22 protein-coding genes and 1 other annotated feature are annotated in these 24,748 nt (G+C 47.6%); of the genes, 2 read left to right on the top strand and 20 right to left on the bottom strand.

What is annotated here, in order from left to right; all coding sequences use genetic code 11:
- Positions 1 to 3: 3 nt before the first annotated feature.
- From ACESON_RS07185 to ACESON_RS07100, 18 genes are all read right to left on the bottom strand, one after another.
- Positions 4 to 3,252, bottom strand: coding sequence for a UvrD-helicase domain-containing protein (locus ACESON_RS07185; RefSeq protein WP_373109047.1), 3,249 nt, complete (start codon positions 3,250 to 3,252; stop codon positions 4 to 6).
- 96 nt (positions 3,253 to 3,348) lie between these two features.
- Positions 3,349 to 3,837, bottom strand: a complete 489-nt coding sequence (locus tag ACESON_RS07180; protein WP_373109046.1) for a VanZ family protein — start codon at positions 3,835 to 3,837, stop codon at positions 3,349 to 3,351.
- Positions 3,838 to 3,938: 101 nt separating this feature from the next.
- Positions 3,939 to 4,295 (bottom strand): SpoVA/SpoVAEb family sporulation membrane protein, encoded by a 357-nt coding sequence (locus ACESON_RS07175; RefSeq protein ID WP_177959302.1) that lies wholly within the window; start codon positions 4,293 to 4,295, stop codon positions 3,939 to 3,941.
- A gap of 18 nt (positions 4,296 to 4,313) precedes the next feature.
- Entirely contained in the window at positions 4,314 to 5,417 is a 1,104-nt protein-coding gene (locus tag ACESON_RS07170) for a stage V sporulation protein AD (RefSeq protein WP_177959301.1), read from the bottom strand.
- Between the two features lie 12 nt (positions 5,418 to 5,429).
- Entirely contained in the window at positions 5,430 to 5,873 is a 444-nt protein-coding gene (locus tag ACESON_RS07165; protein WP_177959300.1) for a SpoVA/SpoVAEb family sporulation membrane protein, read from the bottom strand.
- A gap of 58 nt (positions 5,874 to 5,931) precedes the next feature.
- Positions 5,932 to 6,363, bottom strand: coding sequence for a stage V sporulation protein AB (locus ACESON_RS07160; RefSeq protein WP_177959299.1), 432 nt, complete (start codon positions 6,361 to 6,363; stop codon positions 5,932 to 5,934).
- The gene (locus ACESON_RS07155; protein ID WP_177959298.1) at positions 6,353 to 6,985 is read right to left on the bottom strand and encodes a stage V sporulation protein AA; all 633 of its coding nucleotides are present in this window, start codon (positions 6,983 to 6,985) and stop codon (positions 6,353 to 6,355) included. The genes ACESON_RS07160 and ACESON_RS07155 overlap by 11 nt, the downstream gene beginning before the upstream one ends.
- Positions 6,982 to 7,134: a hypothetical protein gene (locus ACESON_RS07150; protein WP_177959297.1), complete on the bottom strand. Its 153-nt coding sequence runs from the start codon at positions 7,132 to 7,134 to the stop codon at positions 6,982 to 6,984. Before ACESON_RS07150 ends, ACESON_RS07155 begins: the two co-directional genes overlap by 4 nt.
- A 52-nt stretch (positions 7,135 to 7,186) precedes the next feature.
- Positions 7,187 to 7,909 carry a SigF/SigG family RNA polymerase sporulation sigma factor gene (locus ACESON_RS07145; protein ID WP_177959296.1) on the bottom strand — a complete coding sequence of 241 codons (723 nt, stop codon included), beginning with the start codon at positions 7,907 to 7,909 and terminating at the stop codon, positions 7,187 to 7,189.
- 4 nt (positions 7,910 to 7,913) lie between these two features.
- Positions 7,914 to 8,330, bottom strand: coding sequence for an anti-sigma F factor (spoIIAB, locus tag ACESON_RS07140; protein ID WP_177959295.1), 417 nt, complete (start codon positions 8,328 to 8,330; stop codon positions 7,914 to 7,916).
- Positions 8,331 to 8,347: 17 nt separating this feature from the next.
- Positions 8,348 to 8,695: an anti-sigma factor antagonist gene (locus ACESON_RS07135; protein ID WP_373109044.1), complete on the bottom strand. Its 348-nt coding sequence runs from the start codon at positions 8,693 to 8,695 to the stop codon at positions 8,348 to 8,350.
- A gap of 194 nt (positions 8,696 to 8,889) precedes the next feature.
- The gene (locus ACESON_RS07130) at positions 8,890 to 10,203 is read right to left on the bottom strand and encodes a tetratricopeptide repeat protein (protein WP_177959294.1); all 1,314 of its coding nucleotides are present in this window, start codon (positions 10,201 to 10,203) and stop codon (positions 8,890 to 8,892) included.
- Complete coding sequence (locus ACESON_RS07125) at positions 10,200 to 10,352, bottom strand: hypothetical protein (RefSeq protein ID WP_177959293.1); 153 nt, start codon at positions 10,350 to 10,352, stop codon at positions 10,200 to 10,202. The genes ACESON_RS07130 and ACESON_RS07125 overlap by 4 nt, the downstream gene beginning before the upstream one ends.
- Positions 10,353 to 10,365: 13 nt before the next feature.
- Positions 10,366 to 11,613, bottom strand: coding sequence for a folylpolyglutamate synthase/dihydrofolate synthase family protein (locus tag ACESON_RS07120; RefSeq protein ID WP_373109043.1), 1,248 nt, complete (start codon positions 11,611 to 11,613; stop codon positions 10,366 to 10,368).
- Positions 11,614 to 11,639: 26 nt separating this feature from the next.
- The gene (locus ACESON_RS07115) at positions 11,640 to 14,333 is read right to left on the bottom strand and encodes a valine--tRNA ligase (protein WP_177959291.1); all 2,694 of its coding nucleotides are present in this window, start codon (positions 14,331 to 14,333) and stop codon (positions 11,640 to 11,642) included.
- A 154-nt stretch (positions 14,334 to 14,487) separates the two neighbouring features.
- Positions 14,488 to 14,704 (bottom strand) — a binding site (T-box leader).
- 134 nt (positions 14,705 to 14,838) lie between these two features.
- Entirely contained in the window at positions 14,839 to 15,651 is an 813-nt protein-coding gene (locus ACESON_RS07110) for a hypothetical protein (RefSeq protein ID WP_373109042.1), read from the bottom strand.
- Complete coding sequence (locus ACESON_RS07105) at positions 15,648 to 16,871, bottom strand: DUF5716 family protein (protein WP_177959289.1); 1,224 nt, start codon at positions 16,869 to 16,871, stop codon at positions 15,648 to 15,650. Before ACESON_RS07105 ends, ACESON_RS07110 begins: the two co-directional genes overlap by 4 nt.
- Positions 16,872 to 16,886: 15 nt before the next feature.
- A complete protein-coding gene (locus ACESON_RS07100; RefSeq protein ID WP_373109041.1) occupies positions 16,887 to 20,456 on the bottom strand; it encodes a DUF5717 family protein in 3,570 nt (1,189 codons plus the stop codon).
- A gap of 117 nt (positions 20,457 to 20,573) precedes the next feature.
- On the opposite strand from ACESON_RS07100, the gene ACESON_RS07095 reads away from it, so the two are divergent.
- Complete coding sequence (locus ACESON_RS07095; protein ID WP_177959211.1) at positions 20,574 to 21,101, top strand: DUF4364 family protein; 528 nt, start codon at positions 20,574 to 20,576, stop codon at positions 21,099 to 21,101.
- Between the two features lie 135 nt (positions 21,102 to 21,236).
- Here the strand turns inward: ACESON_RS07095 and galE are convergent, their stop codons facing one another.
- The gene (gene galE, locus ACESON_RS07090) at positions 21,237 to 22,259 is read right to left on the bottom strand and encodes a UDP-glucose 4-epimerase GalE (protein WP_177959210.1); all 1,023 of its coding nucleotides are present in this window, start codon (positions 22,257 to 22,259) and stop codon (positions 21,237 to 21,239) included.
- A 244-nt stretch (positions 22,260 to 22,503) separates the two neighbouring features.
- Positions 22,504 to 23,136, bottom strand: a complete 633-nt coding sequence (sigK, locus tag ACESON_RS07085; RefSeq protein ID WP_177959209.1) for an RNA polymerase sporulation sigma factor SigK — start codon at positions 23,134 to 23,136, stop codon at positions 22,504 to 22,506.
- Positions 23,137 to 23,324: 188 nt separating this feature from the next.
- Here sigK and ACESON_RS07080 point away from each other — a divergent pair, with 188 nt between their 5' ends.
- Positions 23,325 to 24,746 carry a potassium/proton antiporter gene (locus ACESON_RS07080; protein WP_373109039.1) on the top strand — a complete coding sequence of 474 codons (1,422 nt, stop codon included), beginning with the start codon at positions 23,325 to 23,327 and terminating at the stop codon, positions 24,744 to 24,746.
- Positions 24,747 to 24,748: the final 2 nt, after the last annotated feature.

Below are 24,748 nucleotides of genomic sequence, written 5' to 3'. Positions count from 1 at the left end.
TCTTTAAGAGTCCAGAAAATCAAACAGACTCATCTGTCGTGTCTGAGGGCTTTCCCGCACAAGGGCCTGCTCCCTCTGCACCAGATGCTCTGGAAGTTCTGACAAAAACTCTGACGGTTCACCGCAGGTAACAAAAATCAGTTCTTCTCTGGCTCTTGTCATACCTACATAGAAAAGGCGGCGTTCCTCCTGGATATCCACAGGTGTTCCGTCTTTTCTTTTGATCGGAAGAGGAAATGCCCCTTTCTCCATTCCTGGAATAATAACAGCAGGAAACTCCAGTCCCTTTGCCCCATGAAGCGTCATCAGGGAAACTGCATCCGCTGTATAATGTCTGCCTCCGCAGCGCTTCAAATCTCCCTCCCTTCCCAGAAGGAGATTTTCTAAAAGATCCTTCATGGTCTTGTGAAAAAGCGCCATGGACATGAGCCTGGAAAGAGGCTCATCCTGGGAAAGCCCCCGATCCTCCATCCACATTTTTATCAGATCTGCCGGCTTTTTCTTTGATAAAAGGGGCCTGTATTTCTCCTGCAAAGCCTGAGAATCAATCTCCTCCAATTCTTTCCTGAAACGTCCAGTTTTCTGATCTGCCTCTTTTTCCTGGCTGTACAGAGCACGGAAAAATGCCACAGCTTCCCGAACAGTCCCTTCCTCCAGAAAGCTTCCTCTTCCTGTAATTGTATAGGGAATACCTTCCTTTTTCAGATATTCCTCCATCGCCTCTGCCTGATGGTTTGTTCTGCATAAAATGGCAATATCTGAAAAGCTTCTTATCGTTTTTTCTTCCACTCCCTGTTCCTGGGCATCCAGCATATCAATTCCGCCTACCATACGGTTAATTTCCCTGGCTGTAAAAATTCCCTCCGAACGTTTTCCAGATGCCTTTACAACACGAAGCCTGCTGCCAGGCCCAGCCATAGAAACGAGACTTCTCTTTTCGCCCGGATTGTTGGAAATCACAGCAGCAGCGCCTTCTGTAATTGTACCTGAGGAACGGTAGTTTTTATGAAGAGAAATCACCTCTGCCTCCGGCGCATCCTCCAGAAAACGGGAAAAGCAGGCAGAATCCGATCCACGAAATCCATAAATGGACTGATCCGGATCTCCGATTACAAAGAGTTCTTTTCCATAGCGGTTCCACTGGCATATAAGCTCATACTGCAAAGGACTGATATCCTGAAATTCATCTACCAGAAGATAGGAAAACCGGCTGCAAAAGCTTCTCGCTTCCTCATTATCCTCCAGAAGAAGGCAAAGAGCTTCTATCAAAAGATCATCAAAATCAAACAACCCCTGCTCCTTCAGACGCTCCTCATATCTGGAAACTGCATTCCAGAGATCTGTTCCTGGCTGCAGCTGCGTGTTATCTTCTGCCTCTTTCTGAAATTCCTTTCCAAAAACAAGCACCCTCTTTATTTTTTCCCTGGAAATCACGTTCTGAAGCGCTGTGGCAGAGAGCTTTAATTTCAACTCCTCTAAAATCTCCTTTGCCAGCTCCTCAAGCTCCATCGGGTCGGCCAGAGTGTAGGAAACTCCTGCGCTTTTCAGCAGCTCTCCGCAAATCGAATGAAAGGTACCTGTCTGAATCCGGGCAAAGGCCCGCCGATGAGGCATTTCCCTTTGCAGACGTTCTCTTAACTCTCTGGCTGCCTGATTAGTAAAGGTTACAGCGGTAATTTCTGAGGCCTTCACTCTTCGTTTTTCAATCAGACACTGAATCCTGGCTGTCAGCGTTTTCGTCTTTCCTGTTCCGGGTCCTGCAATAACCGCAAGCCTGCGGCAGGGAACCTCTGCCGCCTTCTTCTGTTCCTCATTAAGGCAAAAGCTTTCTGCTTCTTTTTTACAATTCCTGTTCTTTTCTTCTGTCTGTGCAGACTTTTTTCCTGTCTTCCCTGCTGCTTTTTCTTGTTTTATCTCTGGTTCCTCTGCCATATATTTTCCAGAATCCGTTTGTTCTCCAGCTGCTTTTGAGGCTTCGAGAATCCCGCTCAGGTTCATCTGCCCCTCTGGATTTTGTATTTCGTCCGGTTCAAAAAGACGGATGATCCCATATTCTCCGTCAAAGCCCGGAAGCCTTGTCACTCTGCCCTCTCTCAGTCTCCGGATTCCCTCTGCAATCAAATATCCGGAATGGCATCTAATATCTTCAATGGGAACTTCCCGAAGGATTGCAAATTCCGTTCCCAGTTTATCCAGCATGCTCTGGTATTCCTCCTGCACCCTTTTTCCTGCTGCAGAACGCCCGGTTGACGCAGCAATCACCTCTGGAAGCGGCACAAGGCTTTCAAAGGGTTTTCCATCGGAAAGGACAAAGCCCTCCTCTCGATCTGCCAGCTGATCAATCCGGTGAGAAACGCCAATGGTCATTTTCCTTTTGCACACCGGACAGATCCCATCGTTTCTATCTGCCTCAGCAGGACTCATGCAAATATGGCATTTTCTATGTCCGTCAAAATGATATTTGCCCTCCTCCGGAAAAAATTCAATGGTCCCGGCAAGTCCTTCTCCTGTCTCGATCGCCTTCTTCATCCCCTCATAAGAGAGACTGCCTGACAGCAGATTTGCTTCCCTCCCCAGCTTTGCCGGAGAATGGGCGTCGGAATTGGAAATCAGCTGGAACCGATCCAGGGCAGAAAGCCGCCAGTTCATAGGCGGATCTGAGGACAGCCCGGTTTCCACCGCATGTATATAAGGCGTCAGCTCCCCAAAGCAGTCCTCTACTCTGTCAAATCCGGAAAATGCCCCGAACATGGAAAAATGCGGAGTCCAGATATGCGCTGGAACAAAGATTCCCTCCGGACAAATATCCAGCATAATTTCCAGAAGATCGTGACAGGAAAGCCCCAGGATCGGGCGGCCGTCAGAATGAATATTTCCAATGGTTTCCAGCTTTGCCGACAGTCTTTCTGCCTCCTCGAGACCTGGAAGAATCAAAAGGCTGTGTACTTTTCTCACCTTTCCGTCCTGCTTATAAATCGAGCTGATTTCTCCAGTAATCACAAATCTGGTTCTGTCCTCCTCTGCTCCCTTTTCCGGATCCCGTACATACTCCGTCTTCAGACGGTACAGACCGTCTTCTTCCAGAACCAGCTTCTCTTTCAGTTCCTGTCTCCATGCAGGGTGGGTAAAATCTCCTGTCCCCAGCACCCGGATCCCTTTCCTTCGTGCCTGAAAATCCAGATTCTCCGGCGTCAAATCGCGGCTGGTTGCCCGTGAATATCTGGAGTGAATATGCAGATCTGCAATATACATAACAATCTCCTCGTACTTTTTTGTCTTTTTTCTTGTTCTGTCTAATTTTCCTGTTTTCTGCCGTCTTCCGTTTCGGCATTTCCAATCACGGAGCTTTTAAGAGCCGACTTCCCCAACCAGTCTCCAAAACAGCATTCCCAGAAGCACTCCGAAGCACACTCCTGCGCTATCCAGCAGAACATCCGATATCTGCCCGCTTCGTCCGGGAACAAACAGCTGGTGAAATTCATCCGATGCCGCATACAAAGCGCCCGTAAGTCCGGGCTGCAAAAAGGATTTCCATCCGTTTCCAAGAGAAGCTGCTCCTGTCAGCAAAAAACCAAGAATGGCATATTCTGCAAAATGAGCTGTTTTTCGCACAGCATGGTCAATCCCCTCTGCATATCGTTCCTGCTCCGCCTTCGGCCACGCTTCATAATCAGAAACCAGAATTTTTCCAACCAGATGGCCCATCCGACTGCTGTCCTGAGAGGAGAGCTCTGCGGGACGGGCTGAAAAAAGAAATATCAGAATCATCCAACCCACTGTCAAAATAAAAAAAATCGCTCTCCTGACGGAAACTCCGCAAATTGTTCGTTCTGTCAATGGTTCTTCCTGCCTCTCTTTTGAAATCTTCTTCTGGATTATAGCACAAAAGGCTGTGAAAAATCCACACAGCCTTTTGATTGTTTCTTTTTCTGTTTTCTTTATTTCATTTTGGGTTTAAAAACAAGAGCTCCCAAATATCCAAATACCAGAGCGCCGGTGATCCCTGCAGAGGCTGCAGTCAGACCTCCGCGGAAAATTCCCAGAAAGCCGTCCTCTGCCATACTTTCTGCCACACCCTTCCACAGCGTATTTCCAAAACCAAGAAGAGGAACTGATGCCCCGGCTCCGGCCCATTCCGCAAAAGGCTCATAAAGTCCCAGCCAGCCCAATATTCCGCCCGACACTACAAGCATAACCATCACCCGGCCAGGCATCAGCTTCGTCCGATCCAGCAAAATCTGTACCAGACTGCAGATCAGCCCACCTGTCAGAAATGCCTTAATGATATCTGTCATCCCTTCGCCCTCCTCTCTTTAATCCTTCGATTTTCTGACCATATTCTCATCATCATTTTCCAAATCACAGCTTTCCAGTATCACCCCATGGGCAATGCCCGGAATACTCTGTCCTTCGTTGTAGCTGACCGTAGAAAGCAGCGCCCCTGTAGGAACAAAAAGAACCCTCTTCCAGCTTCCAGAAAACAGCATCGGAAGTATATGAGCACACAGAGTCACTGCAGAACAGCCGCAGCCGCTTCCTCCCGAATGCGTATCCTGGCTCTGGCAGTCATAGATTTCCAGGCCGCAGTCCATAGAAATTCCTGACAGATCATGTCCCTCCTGCTTCATCAGATCCAAAAGCACCTTCTGCCCTACATTTCCCAGATCACCAGTAATAATCCGGTCATACCAGCCTTCCTCTACCTCCAGATCCCGAAAATTCTGCATAATCGTATCCCAGGCCGCAGGCGCCATGGCCGCTCCCATATTCATCGAATCTCGGATCCCCAGATCTACCGGCTTTCCTGTTGTAATTCCTGCAATCCGCACCTGGCGCTGTCTGGTTGTTTTCCCATCAGCCTCTGCTGTTTTTCTTTCCAGGATCTGTCCTGGATGCTTTGACAAAACAACCGCTCCACATCCGGTTACTGTCCAGGTCGCACTCTGAGGCCTTTGATTTCCGTAGGACAGAGGAAACCGGAACTGTTTTTCCGCCGTAGCATAATGGCTGGAAGCCAGAGCCAGCACCTGATCCCCGTGTCCTCCAGCTACGCACATTGCGCCCAGACTCAAAGCCTCCCCCATAGTAGAGCAGGCTCCGTACAGACCAAACAGGGGAATCTCCAAATCAACGCTTCCAAATGAGGTAGCAATCAGCTGCCCCAGCAGATCTCCAGCAAACAGATACCGGACATCTCCTCTGTGGATACCGCCTTTTTCCAGAGCCAAATCCGCCGCCTGCTTCTGCATGGCGCTTTCTGCCTTTTCCCAGTTATCTGCTCCAAACATGGGATCTGCTTCCACAACATCGATCTGCTTTCCCAGGGGTCCTTCTCCTTCTTTTTTCCCGGCCACCGAGGCCATTCCTGCCACATATACCGGATTTTCAAATAATAAACTAGCTTTTCCCTTCTGCATGTGCTTCCCTCCTTACAAGGCCCCGATCCAGGCAATCAGCCCCAGGATCCAGCTGGCAAATATCCCATACAAAATCACCGGCCCTGCAATGGTAAAAATCTTGCAGCCAATACCAAATACATGGCCTTCTGCCCTGTATTCTATGGCTGGAGCCACAACAGAATTGGCAAAGCCTGTAATCGGTACCAGGGCCCCTGCACCGCCCCATTTTGCCGCCTTGGGATACAGATTCAGACCTGTCAGAAGAATGCTGAGAAAAATCAGCGCCAGCTGAGTCCACGTCTGAGCCGTTTCCTTTTCCAGTCCTCCCAGTGACATCAGGCCCATTATCATAGCCTGCCCCAGACTGCAGATGGCTCCGCCTGTCAGAAAGGCCCTGGCCATATCTGCCGGAAGGGAATTCTTCGGTGTAATCTTCTCCACATATTCCCCGTACTCTTTTTTCTTTAATTCCATCGTGTTCCTCCTTTTCTCCTGTTTTCTTCTGTTTTCCCAATTTTCTGCTTCTGCTTTTCTATGACAGAAAATAGATGAGCGCGCCTGCCAGCTTTCCAGCGGCAATTGACAGAATCAGATAGGGAAAGCCCACAGCCAGGTGAATCCTCCGGACAATCACCGGAACCGTTTTCAGAGTTTCTGCCAGAGACATGACAAGACATCCCACAAAGACGCCTACGGAAAATCCAAAAACTCCCAAAAACAGTTTTCCTCCCATAAGAACAGGGATTTCATAGAGATCCACCGCATTCCCCAGAATTCCTCCTAAAATAATCATAGTATCAAAAAGGAGAATATGCTTTCGGGTTTTCGTTTTTCCAATCAGACGGGGGAATATTCCAATCATTACCAGAAATGCAAATATTCCGGCTGCAATTACCCCTCCTGCGCTCAGTCCTGCAAATGCCAGAATCACCTGGCGGACTGCCAGAGGCAGATTACGAAACATCGACTTCCTGCTCCTTTCTGCTGTCATTCTGAATCAGGGTTTTTCCTATATTTTCTTCATAAAGCCGCATTTCCACTTCCAGAGGTGTAGGATCTGTATTCAGCTTCCAGCCTGCAAAGTGATTGAAAAACAGAAGAATTCCTCCGGCAAGCCCTACCGAATAGGACAGCTCCAGAATCGTAAAGCCCTGAGGCTTCTCTCCTGTTATCAAACGGTATACTTTTTGAAACACATCCGTCACATTGACATCATTATTAAAGGTCATAATCGCAAAGGCTGCCCCACAAAAACCGATTATGCAGACAAAAACCGTTTTCGCCCACTGCCATCCAGGAATTGGTTTTTTCGGCGGATGGTAGTCAATAATATACTCCACCTTCCCCACATTATTAACCTGAATGGAAGGATCCAGCTGTTCCAGACCAGCAATCACATCCAGTGCGCTTTCGATATAACAATGCTGGCCGTCCTCCCGAATGGATTTGATTTTCATCGCCCGGCATTTGCTCTGAATCACCGGGTTGCTGCAGTACACACTGCCTACATCCTTTACATAAACATCCTTTCGGTGCACCTGAGTCATTTCCCGCAGATTCAAATATACCGTATTTGAGGCGCTCATAGCTTATCCTCCAAAATCTCCAGCTTTACCAGAGTTCCCTCCGGTTCCGGTTCGGGTTTTTCCCAAAAAACCATCCACAGCACTGCCGCCAGGAGAATCAGGCACAATACTGCCGCTGCTGTTTTCTTTGATTTCCAGAATTCCATCATCTCTCACATCCTTTTCCAGCCTGGTATATCCGGCTTCTGCGCTTAGTATGGCTCATTCTAAGGTGAGATATTCCCGAAGCTGGCGAAGAATCTTTTTTTCCAGTCTGGAAACCTGAACCTGGGAAATCTTCAGATCCACAGCAATCCTGCTTTGTGTCTGATTATCAAAATACCTTCTGACAATAATATCCCTTTCCTTTTCATCCAGTCTTTTTAAAAGCTGGCAGAGCACCAGCTGATTCATCATCTGCTCCTGCTCCTCCCTCTCATCCCGGATCCGATCCATCAGACAGAGATTGGGATCATCTCCGTTTCCAATGGTTTTGTAAAGAGACTCCACCTCTGCTCCTGCCTCTAAGGATGCGGCGATTTCCTCCCTGCTGACTCCCATACGTGAAGAAATTTCCTCCAGCCCCGGCTCCCGCCCCAGTTCCAGAGTCATGGCTTCCCGAACAGCCCGCACACGATTTCCCAGCTCTTTTACAGACCGGCTCACCTTCAGCATTCCATCATCTCTCAGAAAACGCTTGATTTCACCTGTAATCATAGGCACTGCGTAGGTAGAAAATTTTACATCAAATTCCAGATTAAATTTATCTATTGCCTTCAGCAGCCCAATACATCCAATCTGAAACAGATCCTCTGGATCGCAGCCGCGGTTTCCAAAATGGCGAACCGTACTCCAGACAAGTCCCACATTATCAAGAACCAGCTTATCTCTGGCCTGCTGATCACCCTCATGGGCCTTTCTGATTAAATTTGTCAATTCTTCCATGGCCTCACCTGCCGATTTTCTTTTTCATTACTACCAGCGTTCCGGTTCCCACCTCTGACTCCACAAAAACATGATCCATAAATGCCTCCATAAAAGAAAATCCCATTCCGGAGCGTTCTCCTGTCTGATCCGTGGTATACATGGGTTCCCGCGCCTTTTCTACATCTGCAATTCCCATTCCTCTGTCACGAACTCTTACTGTGAGCTCCTGTCCGTCAATTTCTGCCTCCAGGAGAATTATTCCCTCCCCTCCTTTGTAACCGTGAATCACTGCATTGGTTACCGCCTCAGAAACAGCCGTTTTGACATCGTCAACCTCTTCGAGAGTAGGATTCAGCCGACTCATAAAAACAGCCACAACCACTCTTGCAAATTCTTCATTCTGTGACAGGCTTTCCAGTTCCATTCGAAAGCGTTCCATATTCGTATCCTCCCTTTTTATCCGGCAATTGCCTCTTCTTTTGAATCAAAATTCTCCATCAGACGGTGGATTCCCCCAATTGCCAGAATCCGTCCTATCTGAGCATTCACTCCATACAGAGTTACCTTTCCTCCGCTGCCTGCCATCTGTTTATACCTGTTTAGCAAAATTCCGATTCCCGAAGAATCCATAAACTCCGTTCTGGAAAAATCAAATACCACCTTGCTGATATAGTTTTCTGAAAAAAGAAGATCCGTCTCATATTTCAGATTCCTGCAGTTGTGGTGATCTAACTCCCTGGGAAGATGAATAATCAGAATCTGTCCCCTTGTCTCGTAAGTGAATGTCTGCCCTGCTGCCATCATAAAATCCTCCTTTTTGATTTTTGAAACATTCCTGCAAAATGAAAAAGAATGTGCCAAGGCCCACCCTCGCAAAGCTTTCTCTGCCATAAAAAGAATAGTCCTATGACAGAACAGCAAAAAAAGACACGACAGAATCATTTTCTTTTTTCTGTCGTGTCTTTTTATTTTTCCTTCTTCTGTACTTCCGGATAATCTTAATATCCTCTGCGCACTTTGGAATCCTCCATAAACTCGCTGTCCGGATAATTCATAATAATTTCTCCGAAATATTCATTAGCCTTGTCCTTATCTCCAGCCGCCTCATAGGCCAGTCCCAGCTTGTAAATAACTTCTGCATTGCCGGGATGTATCTGCAGGCTTCTGTTATAATAATCAATTGCCTGGGAAGCTCCGGCACCGGACTCCTGGCTCATGGCCTCATCTCCCATAGAAAGAAGCGTCTTCCAGCCATTTTCACTCATATCCTGCTGAATCCAGGCCACGGTCTGGTTCAAAACCCCATCTGTCAGAACACTCATATCCATACTGGTATAAAGCACAGCTGCGGTTTTTGCATCCTCTGCCCGATAAGCCTCCAAAAGCTTCACCATATTCTGATACTGGCTGATCACGCCTCCGCTGTCTGCCTCCATCGCCTCCAGGCTGCCCTCTGCAGCTTCCTGAGCCTTCTTTGCGTCCTCAAGCTGCTGCATCAGCGAATCGATTTCCAGGCTTTTTTGATTGATTTGCTCCAGATTTGCCAGCTGCTCCTTGTTATGCAAGGCATTCATTGCCTCCTGCTTTGCCGGCATAATCAGGAAATACACCACTGCCACACCCAGAATCAGTCCCACAAGAATGTTCATCACAGACTGCCATCCTGTATTTTCCTTATAACTGGGCGGGATAATAATATCATCGTCCTGCATCTGCCTGTGGGAAAATGCATTTTTCAGCTTTCGCTTTTCTACCTCAGCCTTACCCGTATTATGCTTGGCAACTGCCATATATCTCTGAGCCGTAGGATTGTAGCAATCCACCTTCAGAACCTGATACAGACATCGCCCTGCCTTAATATAGTCCTCATGGCGGATATATAACAGAGCAAGAAGCTCCTGAGCCTTTACATAATTGGGAAAATCATCCAGCATCCGCATCAGAAGCAGAACTGCCAGATCCTCATTTTCATTCTGCGCATATACTAACGCCTGGTTGTACTTTTTTGCCGCCTGATCTGCTGTTTCCAGATAGCCTCCGGATCCCTGAACCCGCTGCAGATATTCTTCTGCCAGATTATCCTGCTCCTGCAAATTCAGACTGATAACCCACTGGCACAGGGCTGAGCCGGCTTCTCCAATCTCCAGATAAATCAGTCCCAGAAGATTGCGGGCATCGGTCTGAAATTTATCAAATCTAAGGCTTTTTTTCAGGGCGGCTGCCGCGCCAGTCAGATCTCTCTGCCGTGCCAGAGCCAACCCCTGGTTGTAGTAGGCATTGGCTATCCGGCGGTTTTTCCATTCTCTGTTCATTCTTTTCCGCTCTGCTCCGTGCCGTTTTTCAAAAATTCCACCATTAAATCCGTCATATCCGTCAGATCCTCCCGGACAATGGCTTCCTCAACCTCTCCGACCTCCATGCTTGGCTTAAAACGGGTAATCTCTTCTTCAAAATCCAGCATCGCATCTTCCTCCTTATGAGTTTCTGCAGGAAAGCGCTGCCTCAATCTCCCCAATCAAATAGAGGGAACCAACGGCAAACAGCCTGTCCTGCTCTCCTTTGTGCCGCAAAGCCGCATCCAGCGCCTCACGGACGTTCTCATACGTCTCTACCTGACTGCAGCCGTTCTTATAAAATAATTCTTTAAGAATAGCTGGTTCAAGCCCCCGGTCACTGTTTAAGTGTACCACAGTTACCCGGTCGATGGGAAGCCCTCTGCACAGCATTTCAATCATCTGTCCGTAATCCTTGTCCGAAACTGCTGCAAACAGAAGCTGCAGACCGCCCTGTCCCGTGGTGTCTGTTCCGGAAATCTTCCTTACTGCCTCAATAAACGCCTGAATCCCCCCTGGATTGTGAGCTCCATCCAGCCAGATTCCCGGTCCTATCTTCTGCATTCTGCCCTTCCAGCAGACAGAGGAGAGGCCTCTCTGGATGACCTGATCATCCACCCCCGGGATTTCCAGAACCTGAAGAAGCTTCACTGCCAGAGCTGCATTCATAGCCTGGTAGGGCGCGGCAAAATCCACCTGTCCGTAGGAATCCTCCCTGTCCAATCCATAAGCCTTAGAAGCCATCTCCTCTGCCCGTTTACAGATTACCGCAGAAGCCTCCGGCTGATTGGCATCATAGACCACAGGAATTCCTTTTTTAATGATTCCTGCCTTCTCTGATGCAATTTTTTCAATGGAATCGCCCAGGTACTGGGTATGCTCCAGACTGATTGAGGTAATGACGCAGCCCAGGGGGCGGCGAATTACATTCGTAGTATCCAGTCGTCCGCCCAGTCCCGTTTCCAGAATCACGTAATCCGGCTTCTGTTCCTGAAAAATAACCATAGCCATCAGAAACACAAATTCAAAAAAAGTCGGATGACAGTATCCCCGGCTGGTCATCATCTGAACAGCAGAAAGTACCTTCTGAAAGCTTCGTTCAAAAACCTCCTCTGACACCGGTATTCCGTCCAGCAAAAAACGCTCCCTTATGTCCACCAGGTGAGGAGAGACAAAGGTACCTACATGGTACCCTGCCTCTCTTAAAACAGATGTCAAATCAGCGCACACAGAGCCTTTTCCGTTCGTTCCTGCTACATGAATGATCTGCAGCTCCTCATCCGGATTTCCCAGCTCCTCCAGAAATGCCCTTACCTGTTCCAGTGTATTTTTCTTTTTTGTCCAAAAGGGAATATCGAGAAGATATTCCCGCGCATGTATTTCCATCATTTTATTTTATGCAAACCTGTCCCGGTTTATGACTGAAGCTGAGACAGCCGTTCTTCCACCTGACTCATCATCTGTGTGTACTTCTCAAGCTTTGCCTTTTCCTCATTGATCTTTGCCTCCGGAGCCTTGCTTACAAATTTTTCATTGTTCAGCATACCATTTACACGGGCCAGCTCCTTCACCAGACGCTCTTTTTCCTTGGTCAGACGCTCCAGCTCTTTCGCTACATCCACCAGCTCTGCGAAAGGCATATAAATAGCTGCCTGCGGAATCACTGCAGATACTGCATCTTCTCCGATACCATTTTTATCCTTCTGGAGAATTACCTCGCTGGCGTATCCCAGAGTTGCAAAGAACACCCGGCTATTTTCAAAAATATCAAGCAGCTGATCATTCTCAGAAACTACATATACCTTGGCCTTTTTGCTGGGCGGAACATTCATAGAGGTACGTACGTTTCGGATAGCACGAACTGCCTCCTTTATAGTTTCTACTGCATTTTCCTCAGAAGCAAAGTTCCATGCTTCCTGATATTCCGGCCATGCAGAAATCATAATAGATGGTTCCTCTTCCTGCAGGTTACAGAAAATCTCCTCTGTAATAAACGGCATATAGGGATGCAGAAGCTTCAGAGAACGAATCAGCACAGTCTTTAAGGTCCATACGGCTGCTGTATGAGTCTCATCCTCATCATTCCACAGGCGGGGCTTCACCATCTCAATGTACCAGTCGCAGAATTCCTCCCAGATAAAGTCATAAACCTTTTGAAGGGCAATTCCCAGCTCATACTTGTCCAGATTTTCTGTTACATCCTTAGCCAGAGTATTCACCTTGGAAAGAATCCACTTGTCAGCCATGGTTAAGGGAGCTGCATCCTTGCTTCCGTCTGCGCCCCATGCCAGATCATAGGCCTTCATTTTCTCCGGATCTGCCTTCTCCATATTCATCATAATGAAACGGGAAGCATTCCATACCTTATTTGCAAAGTTCCGGCTGTTCTCAACTCTCTCCCAGTAGAACCGCATATCATTGCCAGGTGCATTTCCCGTAATCAGTGTCATACGAAGAGCATCTGCGCCGTATTTATCAATTACCTCCAGAGGATCAATACCGTTGCCCAGAGATTTGCTCATCTTCCGTCCCTGGCTGTCACGCACCAGTCCGTGAATCAGAACGGTGTGGAACGGACATTTTCCTGTCTGCTCAATTCCAGAGAATACCATACGGATAACCCAGAAGAAAATAATATCATAACCGGTTACCAGTACATCTGTGGGATAGAAGTATTCCAGCTCCTGCGTTTTTTCCGGCCATCCCAGAGTAGAAAAAGGCCACAAAGCAGAGGAGAACCAGGTATCCAGAGTATCCTCATCCTGTTTAAAATGTGTGCAGCCGCATTTCGGACATTTTTCCGGCATGGACTTGGCTACTACAATTTCGCCGCATTCCTGACAGTAATAAGCCGGAATCCGGTGTCCCCACCACAGCTGACGGGAAATACACCAGTCGCGGATTCCCTCCAGCCAGTGAAGATACGTTTTCCCAAAGCTTTCCGGAACAAACTTCAGCTCACCGCTCTTTAATGCCGCAATCGCCGGCTTTGCCATCTCCTCCATCCGTACAAACCACTGCTGCTTCACCATAGGCTCAACTGTGGTCTTACAGCGATCATGAGTTCCCACGTTGTGAGAATGAGGAACTACCTTAACTAACAGGCCCTGCTCCTTTAAATCCTCCACCATGGCTTTTCTGGCCTCATACCGATCCATTCCGTCATACTTACTGCCCGGACAGCGAATAGTTGCATCATCATTCATAATGCAGATCTCCGGAAGATTGTGGCGGCGTCCCACCTCAAAGTCATTGGGGTCATGCGCCGGAGTAATCTTTACACATCCGGTTCCAAACTCCTTATCTACATAAGCATCTGCAACAACCGGAATCTGACGATCTGTCAGCGGCAGCTTTAACATTTTTCCAACCAGATCCTGGTAACGCTCATCCTCCGGATTTACAGCAACAGCCGTGTCTCCCAGCAGAGTCTCTGGACGGGTGGTAGCAATCTCTACAAAACGTCCCTCCTCTCCTGCAATGGGATAATTAATATGCCAGAAAAAGCCGTCCTGCTCCTGATGCTCAACCTCTGCATCAGAAATAGAAGTCTGGCACACGGGACACCAGTTAATAATCCGGGAACCCTTATAAATGTATCCCTTCTCATACAGCTTGCAGAATACCTCTAAAACAGCGTCGGAACAGCCCTCATCCATCGTAAATCTCTCTCTGTCCCAATCCGCAGAGGAGCCCAGCTTGTGCAGCTGATTAATAATCCGGGTACCGTACTCTTTTCTCCAGTCCCAGCATTTTTCCAGGAAGCCTTCCCGTCCCAGATCCTGCTTGTCAATGCCTTCATTTTTTAATTTGTCAATGACCTTTACCTCAGTTGCAATGGCTGCGTGGTCGGTACCAGGCTGCCACAGCGCCTCATAGCCCTGCATTCTCTTATACCGGGTCAGAATATCCTGCATGGTATTGTCCAGAGCGTGACCCATATGAAGCTGTCCGGTAATATTGGGCGGAGGCATAACAATCGTAAAGGGTTTCTTTCCTTCACGTTTTCCCCGCTCTGCATCTGCATGAAAATATTTGTTGTCCAGCCATTTCTGATAAAGCTTTTCCTCGATCGCCGAGGGATTGTAGGTTTTTTCCAGTTCCTTCATGGTCTTTTCCTTTCTTTCTGTGTTTACTTCAAAATCCTGAGCGATTTTCATCTCAGAGGAAAACAGTTCTCCTCTCAAGACTGTAAAAAGGGCTTTTCTGCATTTCCTGTAAATTTCCTATGAAATCAAAAAAGCCCTCTATGCAGAATTCTGCATAAAGGGCGGAGCTTCATTTTCCGCGGTACCACCTTTATTTATCACTTAAATCACCTTAACGCGGTTTCTACGGAGAATCCTACCTGCCTTCTGCTTCTCAGACTCCCGGCTCCAAAGCTACCTTCCGCGCGTGCCCTCTCAAACCGCCTTTCAGCCAGTGAACGGTTCTCTCTGTCAGCAGCATCCGCCGTACTCCTCTTCTTCTCAGCCTTTCATATAGACTCTATCATAAATTTTTCACTTCGTTTTGTCAAGCAAAATCTCCGGCTTCCTGGGCAGTCGGGGCAACAGTTCAGCCATGTATCTTCTTGCCCGCTTACAGCAGACAAGAAGCGTCGGGCGTCCGCCCTTAAATCATTCCCCTGTATTCCTGCTTCCAATTATGAAGAAGCTCTGATTCTTTTTCCCGACGCACTTCCTCATCCTGCCCGAAAATTTCCTCCATCTGTTTTACCGCCTCCGACTGTACTGCCTGTTCTCTGGCCTCATCCATAGACTGATCCCACTGGCTGAGCTTTTCCTCTGTAATCAGAGCACGAAGTCTCTCTCCCAGCTTCAGTCCCCGCTCCAGCTTTGTCAGCCAGTACATCTGCTTTAAAATCTGCTCCTCAGGGGCACGGGAATAGGCATAGCTATACGCCTCAAAGGCCCTTTTTGTCTGAAACATCCGGGCGTAGCAGGAACCCAGGTTATTCCAGATCCGTCCCAGAAACAAGTCATCTACATATTCGTCCCTTGGAAACTCCAGAAGCTCCCGGTAAAGATTCAGGGCTCTGCCGTACTGACGCATGGAAAACAGCTCATCAGCCAGCAGCTTTTTAAACTCTGCCGGATGCTTTTTCCTAAGAGCCGTCAGCTGCTGCCGGTAATGACTGATTTCACCGGGCCTATAATAATCACATTCCTGGAGAATCAGAATCAAAGCCTCATCTGAATCTTCTCCGCTTTTCAGCCACCGTTCTACCTTCAGAGCCAGAAAACCCTGATTCAGCTCCTCTCTCATAAATTCCAGAAGACCTTCTCCCACAAAGTCCTCCATCACCAGAAGGGGATAATGGTATATCACATAAGAAAGCTCCTGCGAGGAATAAATTCGAATCCCAAGTGCTTCCACATAATAGGGACGTTTTACATTTTCCTGCCTGCAAAGCAATAAACTCATAACATAACCTCTTGTCTAATCTGGATATCAGAGGAGGGATAAATTTCTCCAAATCCCTGATCCAGAATTCTCACATCCATCGTCCTCTCGTCAAGGAATGAAATTTTCACACGAACCTTTGTCGTCCGCTCCGGCCGTTTTGGAAATCCCTCCAGGCGAATAGAAACCTCTCTGCGCCGCTTGGCATCTAAGGGTGTAACCACCAGATCCACCGTATCCTGATGCTCCGGAATCACATCCACCACAGCCTCCTGCTCGTACCAGTTATCTCCTGCGGCAGCCAGAACCACAGAAGTCTCCTGACCTCTGTAAATCACATTCATGGAAACGGTAGATTTTAACCGGCCGTCACAGATCATCGTATAGGGAAATGCTGTTTTCTGCCGGGTCAGATCAAGGGCGCGGCAAGCCGCTCCCTTGGAGAACACGGCCAGCTCCATATACACTCTCCGCTTGGTACATAAAAGCTTCATAAACTCGTCTGCCCAGCTTCTGTCCTCAAAGCCTTTTCCCATAAGAAAGACAGAGGAATAATTTTTGTTCTGCATCAGTCTGGATGCACAGGAACAGAGAATCCTGTCTGCCAGCTTGGCGCCGGAATCATTTTTTAAAATATCCAGATTAAAGCTCTCATCCATCCGTTCCTGTTCAGCAATTACCGTAGTATTTTTCAGACCTCTCTGAACCTTCATTTCATAATAGCGAAGCCCCTCTGCTGAGAGATCAAACATTCCCACAGTTCCGTTCCAGATTTCTTTTCTCTGGCTGAGGATATAATAAATATAGCTTTCCGAATGGCTGATAATGTGAATCCGTTCTCTTGAAACTCCCAGCGTCTCTCCACATGCATAAAGAGCCTCTGACAGCCTCTGATTCATTTTTTTCACGGTAAATACCAGCTGTCCGATCTGTTTTTTTCCGTATTCTTCTTCTGGAAGGCGCATAATCCGCTCCAGAAACAGTGCCAGCAGCTTTTTTGCCTCATAGCGCACATTTCCCAGCGTAGCTGTCCCGTCCTTACAGACCAGCTTTACCAGCTTGTCCACAATAATCCCATCCCCTTTTAAGGTATGGGCATAGGCCTCCTCTCCCACAAACCAGGCATCCTCAGTTTTATGCCTGCAGATTACCGTAGGAAATGACCATGTTTTTTCCTCTTCTGCGCAGTTGATCTGTGTATAACCGTCACACAAATCAATGCCGACAACAAGTTCCTCCATAAAAACCCCTTTTTCTTATATCAGACCGAACAGCTCTTCCATCAGGGCGCTGTCGGTTACGTACTTCTTCATTTTTTCCTGCAATGCCGTTTCTTCCTTCAAAGAAAGGCACAGACTCATTTCATTTAAGGCCGCAAAACGGCTTTCTTCCTCTCTGGAATACTCTGCAGCACAGCTTATGCTGCCCTCCTTCACCATCTTCCGGTTTTCACCGTCCCTTTGGTATATCCGGTATTCCAGAATTTCACCTTCAAACAGCACCTTCTGCCGTGCATAGATTCCCGGATAAACCTTAATCAGCTCATCTGCCTGGAACTCTTCCTCCTCAGGAAGGATTCGCACCTCCAGCTCAGGACGGTACTCCCGTCCTCCCCTGAACTCCAGAATCACCTGATTTTTCAGCTGCTCCGGAAGAGGCATCAGCCGTCCCAGATCCTGAAAACAGGCGAATACCCGCTTTTCCTCCAGAAGGATGTCCAGCATGGCCCGACACAGCTCCTGCCTGTGTTCATCCAGTTCCTTTAAGGTCGAATAGTACCGGATCAGAGCTAACAGATAGATCGTGGGAATCCTGCTTTTATCCTCCACACTGCTGACTGCGCTTTCCAGCCATGCAAACACCTTGTCGCCTGTGGCCTTATCCCGCAGAAAATAATCAGCAGACTTCATGGTAAAATAAGCCTTGATCACACTGTCACTGGTATGCTTTCCTGACATATACCAGGAGAATACCCAGTCGATCCGATCCGTTTCACCGGTAAACATCATCTGCGCCAGAAGACGTTCCGGAAGATCATAGGTTTCAATATGCTCTCTCTCTCCCTGACTCAGTACCTTAAACATCTGCATAGCAGATCCGTTAAAATACTCACACAGATAATCCAGAATCACACTGTCATACCGGCCCTCTGAAAACAGGCGGAAAGCTATCTGTAAAAGCAGAGGATCGCTTTCCGGAAGCTGCTGCAGAATCATTCTGCTGCAGAGCTTCATCAGCCTGCTGCTTTTCAGTTCTTCATAGCCATAGGCTTTTACAATCTCAAAGGCCTCCCGCATATACCCCTGCTGAATCAGGGTTTCACAGACTCCTGCCCGATCCTCCCGTTCCAGGCGTTCCAGCTCCAGATCCATCAGATAATCCACGTCATCTCCTGTATCCGGCTCATCTGACTCCAGACGTTTTCTGTACCATCCGATCATTTCAATCAGAATTTTTCTGCGGAACAAAGGATGAAGCCGCAGATCAGACAGTGCACGCTTCAGCGTCATCATATCCTCCGGGCCGGAAATCCCCGTCTCTGCCAGCCGGCTGCACTCCTGCAGGCGAAGCATCGGATGGGACGGAGCGATATCATAGCACTGCTCCTCCAGCTCCTCCGCATCCTTTCGTCTCATAGCCGGAATCTTCTGGCAGGAAATATTAGCATATCGGTTGCCATACTCGTCCTGGAACAGGATCACCGGATTTCTGCCAAAAAGAGGCACATAAGCAATTCCGTCCCGAACAGGGAAAGCGTCCTCCCCTTCGATTTCTTCATAGCAGACAATCACATAGCGAATTCCTGGAACGGATATCCGAATCCGATAGGATTTTAAAATAGCAGGCAGAATTTCCGCCACCTTCTCATCAATCATCTCCCGGTAAAGCATATGCTCATAGAGAACCGAAAGCCTCTGATCCAGCCGTGAATCCAACAGCTGCTCCATAGTAAACTGCTCAATGTCCCGCTCATACTGACGGTAAAGAGAGGAACCCGGATTCATATATCGGATAATATTCATGTAAAGGATGGCTCTGCTGGCGTCATCCATGGATTTCTCGTAAGAGAAGTATAATAGCACCTCTCTGGGAAGCAGATAAGGATAATCATAGGGAAGGGAAAACAGGAAATACTCATATAGCCTGGTCAGGCTGACCCCCTGTTCCAACGCCTTTTGATACCAGGGAAAATATTCCTCTCCTCTGCAGTCTCCCTTGATCAGCATACTGCAAACTGCTCCCAAAAGCTCTTTCTCTTCATATTTTTTGTAAAGCAGCTTTAAAAGACGGCAGTAGAGGCGTCTGTAATACTTTGATGCTGCAGCCGGCTCTGCAATGAAAACGGCCAGTTCCCGGCTTACCAGATCCTGTCTGGCTGCAAACATCATTACCTGTACCTCATATTCTCCCATTCTTCCAAGAAGAACCGGATTGTCCCGGTAAATCCGAAAACTCTCTGCATAAAGGAAAGGACTGTGGCAGCCATGCTGGAACATCGTCCGCATTTCCTCCAGACACGCTGCAGGTCCTGCTCCTTCCTCCGACTCCAGCCTCAGCCTTAAAAGATAAAGCTCCGCATGATCCGGCTGCTCTTCCAGACACTGCCTTACCCGCTCCAGAAGTGAGGTTCTCTGTTCCTCCCGTTTCTGAACCAGATACAGCAGATACTGATAAAAAGAGAGCGTCTCCCGGTTGTCTCTGCCCCGCAGCCCCGGATCATCCTTCCAGCTTTCCAGCATTTCTGCCGCCCTCTCTGTCTGTCCTTCCAGAATACACAGCTCTGCCAGGCGAAGAATATTTTCCAGATCCTCTCCCTGAATTCTTCGGATATCCTCCAGAATCAGGCGCATCTGACTTACCAGATCCTGCTGTTTCTCTGTTTCATACTGAAGGCGAAGGCGCAGATACTGCTGCTTCTTTTTCTGAAGCTCCTGTCTTTCCCTGTCACGGCTGTCCTCTGCCGCCTGAGCCTCCACCGGAACAACTATCGTATCACGCACAGTCATAATCCGGACTGCCCCCAGATTTTTCCCCTGATGGAGGCGTCCGGCATTAATCTGATAAGGAACCAGGCAGATTCCGTTCTGAAAATCCTGGGAGCTGAAGCTCTTTTTAGGAAGTTCCAGGAAATCCCCCTCCACAGCTGCTTCAAACTGCACATATCCCCAGGTTTCTACCTTTACCTCCAGCTGATCCGGACAGTTTTCCTCCACGTTCTCATAAAAACGTGGTTCTGTGGAAACAGTCAAGGCTACCGGCTTCTTAGCGCCTAATGCCACCAGAAACTCCTCTAACTGATTCTGACGATTCAGACGCCCCCGAAGCCCATCATAAAGGGCTCTTGTATGAAGATCCTGCATAAAGGGAGCTTCCACAAAATCCTGATATTCAAAAAGACGCAGAGACAGATCCGAATCCCGCTTTGCCAAAGCGGCAAAGTCTGCCGGTGTTTTCAGACTGTCCAGCGTCTTTCCTGTTCCTCCCAAATTCACGGAAAAAGAATAGGGTACTTTTCTCTCCCCGCCATTGGTCACAAGACAAAAGTTACCCGTTATCACATCTTCACCGGAAAGGTGCCGTCCGTCTACCTCATATAAAATCCTGTTCCGGCTTCCGCCGAACGCACTGTCGCACAGTCTCACTCTCATATTGGAAGAATAAATCAGTCCCTTGATAAATCTCCCCTGTTCATCTGATATATATAATTCTTTTTTTGTCACCGCTCCGGCCGGAACTGAATCCTTTACAGACTGAGGTTCAATCTGCAGAACCGGGCTTTCTCCCTCCACAATTCCTCTGGCAAGACGGTTAATTCTTTCTCTCATAGTATCACCTGTAAAAAATGCTCGTTATCCATACCATAATATCACAATTCCACTTGATTTAAAAGAATTAAATTGGTATGATTAAAAAAAGTAGAATTGACGAAAGAGGCACTGCCCATGTTATCGGAACCCATGACCCTTTACAAACTGATGAATCTCTATATGCTCAAGCAGGTGAACTTTCCTCTCACCAATGCCCAGCTGACTGATTTTTTTCTCCAGCACGAATACGCCAGCTATTTTACCCTTCAGCAGGCTTTAAGCGAGCTGCAGGATTCCGGCCTGATTCAGGCTGAATCCACCCACAATACTACACGGTATGTCATTACCCGGGAGGGCGAGGATACCCTGGGATTTTTTGAAAAAGACATTCCGCCGGCCATTACTGAAGACATGGACAGCTATTTGAAAGAAAACCGTTTCCGTATGAGGGAGGCGGCCGGAACTGTAGCTGACTATTACAAATCCACGAACCAGGACTATGTTGTACACTGTGAGGTACGGGAAGGTCGCACAACTCTGATCGGCCTGGATATTTCCGTCCCGGACAAGGATCAGGCTGTACTCATGTGCAGTCACTGGAATGAACGAAGCCAGGATATCTACGCTTATGTAATGAAAACCCTGATGAGCAGCGGGAAATAGACACAAAAAGAGACCATCGATCCGAATCTCGAATGTATGGTCTCTTTTTTATCGCATTTCGTCTGACCTGACTCAGACAGACGATTCTATTTCTGTTTTATTGTGAATCATTCTCCCCGTATGGATAGCTTCCCTTTACTGGTTATATCCGTCCGGATTGTTCTTCTGCCATCTCCAGGCATCCTCACACATTTCCTTAATGCCGTTTTCTGCCTTCCAGCCCAGTTCAGCCTCAGCCTTTGCCGGATCTGCATAGCACTGCGGAATATCACCCTCACGGCGCGGTTTGAATACATAGTTGATCTTTAAGCCATTTACTTCCTCAAATGCCTGAATTACATCCAGAACGCTGTAGCCGTGTCCGGTTCCCAGATTGTAGATCCATACACCGCCATGCTCCTTGTTCAGCTTCTCCAGTGCTTTCAGATGTCCGTTTGCCAGATCCACTACATGGATATAGTCGCGGATACAGGTACCGTCCGGAGTGTTGTAATCATTGCCGAATACGCCCAGGCATACCAGCTTGCCCACTGCCACCTGTGTAATATAGGGGAACAGGTTGTTGGGAATTCCCTTGGGATCCTCACCAATCCGTCCGGACTTGTGAGCGCCGATGGGGTTAAAGTAACGAAGCAACATCACATTCCATTCCGGATCAGAGGTATGTAAATCCGTCAGAACCTGCTCCAGCATTCCCTTGGTACGGCCGTAAGGATTGGTAATCTCACCCTTGGGGCACTCTTCGGTAATCGGAACAAAAGCAGGATCGCCATATACTGTAGCAGAAGAACTGAATACAATGTTCTTTACTCCATGACGGCGCATAACATCACACAGAATCAGAGTTCCCGTAATGTTGTTGTGATAATATTCCAGAGGCTTGTATACAGACTCTCCTACTGCCTTCAGACCGGCAAAATGAATAACCGCATCTACGTTCTCATTGTCAAATACCCGGTTTAAAGCCGGCTCGTCCAGAAGATCTACCTCATAAAAAGTCAACTTTTTCCCGGTAATCTCCTCTACCCGTTTTAAAGACTCCTTACAGGAATTGCAGAGATTGTCCACAACTACCACGTCATAGCCTGCATCTAACAGTTGTACGCAGGTATGGCTTCCAATGTAACCAGCTCCTCCGGTAACTAAAATCGTTGCCATAATACAGCCTCCTTTAATGTTGTTTTCAGATGAAACATAGAACAGTTCCGACTACGGAACTCTTTGTTTTCATTATAAACGGATATTCACAGAAAAACAATGAAATTTTATTTAAAATTCCTGCAATTTTATCATTATTTCATTCAGGCTTTTATGATGCAAATTGTCCCGCTTTTCCTGCAGGCAAAGTCAAAAGCCGGCGGCAGCTTCCTGCCCTCCGGCTTCTTCATTTTTCCAGCTCGCCTCATCCTCCCTGAGCCTCCAGCCACTCTCGCATTTTTCGGACTGCTTTTTTTTCCAGACGCGATACATAGGATCTGGAAATTCCCAGCACAGCAGCAATTTCCCTCTGCGTTTTAGGCTGTTTTCCAAAAAGTCCGTATCGCTGACTAATTACCGTCTGTTCCTGTTCCTTCAAACAGGCATGGAAGGCCTGATACAGCTCCTCAATATCCTGATCCAGAATCAGATCCTCTAAAACCTCCCGGTTCTCAACTTCAATCACATCTACCAGACTTACGGCTTCCCCGTCCTTGTCTACTCCAATGGGTTCAAAAAGAGAAATTTCTCTGGCATATTTTTTGCTGGAGCGCAGAAGCATGAGAATCTCATTTTCAATGCATTTCGCCGCATAAGTAGCCAAACGGGAACCTCGATCCGGATGAAAGGTTGAAACTGCCTTAATCAATCCAATAGTTCCCACAGAAAGCAGGTCTTCCATATCATAATCCGTATTCTGGTATTTTTTTGCAACATGGGCCACCAGCCTCATATTTCTCTCTATCAGAATATTTCGTGCTTCCAAGTCCCCTTTCAGACAGCGCTCCAGATATTGTTTCTCCTCTCCTGGTGTTAAGGGTTTCGGAAATGTTTTCAAAAATATCCGCCTTAAAGCATACTTAATAGAAGTATATGTAAACACAGCCTGCCTCGTGCCCGTTCTATTTTTCAAGTCCGCAGATTACCACTCCTTAACGCAATTTTAGCGCCGGAATTCTTTCTCCTTCCATTTCTTTCTGTTATACTTTAACTTTCATAACATACTTTTAAAGGGAGGATATGGATTTGAATCAATTGCTTTTGTTAGGTTCTACAGTCATTATTGCCTGTATACTGGCAAACCGCATCACCAGCCGGTTTGGAATTCCCATGCTTCTGGCTTTTATCGGACTTGGTATGGCATTTGGATCAGAGGGACTTTTTAGAATTCCTTTTGATAATTTCAGATTTGCTTCAGATTTCTGCACAGTTGCTCTTATTTTTATTATGTTTTACGGCGGATTCGGAACACGATGGAAAGCTGCCCGCCCAATCGCCGGAAAAGCGATTCTTCTCTCCTCTCTGGGAACGATACTCACTGCTGTCCTGACCGGAATTTTTTGTCATCTTATTCTGGGATTTCGTTTAATGGAAGGCCTTCTTACCGGCGCAGTCCTCAGTTCCACTGACGCAGCAAGCGTCTTCTCCGTTCTCCGTTCCCAAAAACTTTCTCTGAAATACAGTACAGACTCTCTTTTGGAAATAGAAAGCGGAAGCAACGATCCCTTTGCGTATATGCTGACACTGATCCTTCTCTCTGCCATGAATGGTTCCGCCTCCGCAGGAGAGCTTCCGTTTCAGATTCTCACTACTGCCTTTTTCCAGGTGTTTTTTGGACTGTTCTGTGGAATTGTCATCGCCCTAGCAGGCCGATGGTTTCTAGATCATTTTTCTTTTACTATCAATGGGTTTGATGCAGCCTTTGTTCTCTCCATTGCGCTTCTATCCTACGCTCTTCCCTCCGCCATCGGGGGAAACGGATATCTGAGTGCTTATCTGGTGGGTATTCTTCTGGGTAATCATTCTTTAAGAAATAAAAAAGGACTGGTCAGCTTTTTTGACGGACTGACCAGCCTCATGCAGATGATGATCTTCTTTATCCTGGGACTTTTGTCCTTTCCATCAAAGATTGCGGCTGTATGGCTTCCTTCTCTTGCTGTTGCTGCATTTCTCACACTGGTTGCCCGCCCTGCAGCCACTGCCCTGCTTCTCACTCCCTTGAAAGCGTCTCTGAAACAACAGATGCTTATATCATGGGCCGGACTGAGAGGAGCTGCTTCCATTGTATTTGCCATTATGGTAGCCATGAGCGGTATTTCCATGGAACACGATCTGTTTCACATGGTTTTCTGCATTGTTCTTCTGTCAATTTCCATTCAGGGAACCCTGCTTCCCTGGTTTGCAAAAAAGACAGATATGCTGGATGAAACAGGAAACATCCTCACAACCTTCAACGACTACACGGAAGAAACCGATGTCCGCTTCATCAGCATCCCTATTCAGAAAGAACATCCTTGGAACCGGAAACTTGTCAGCGAACTGAACCTGCCTCCGGGAACCCTCCTGGTCTTTTTACGACGCACCGGGGAAAATATTGTTCCCAACGGGAAGACCATGATACAGGAGGGCGATGTGCTGGTATTGGGCGCTTCCGCATATCGGGACTAAGA

Source organism: Lachnoclostridium sp. Marseille-P6806 (genome assembly GCF_964238185.1).
GTDB lineage: Bacteria > Bacillota > Clostridia > Lachnospirales > Lachnospiraceae > Brotaphodocola.
This window is presented reverse-complemented; position numbering and strand designations above follow the sequence as displayed.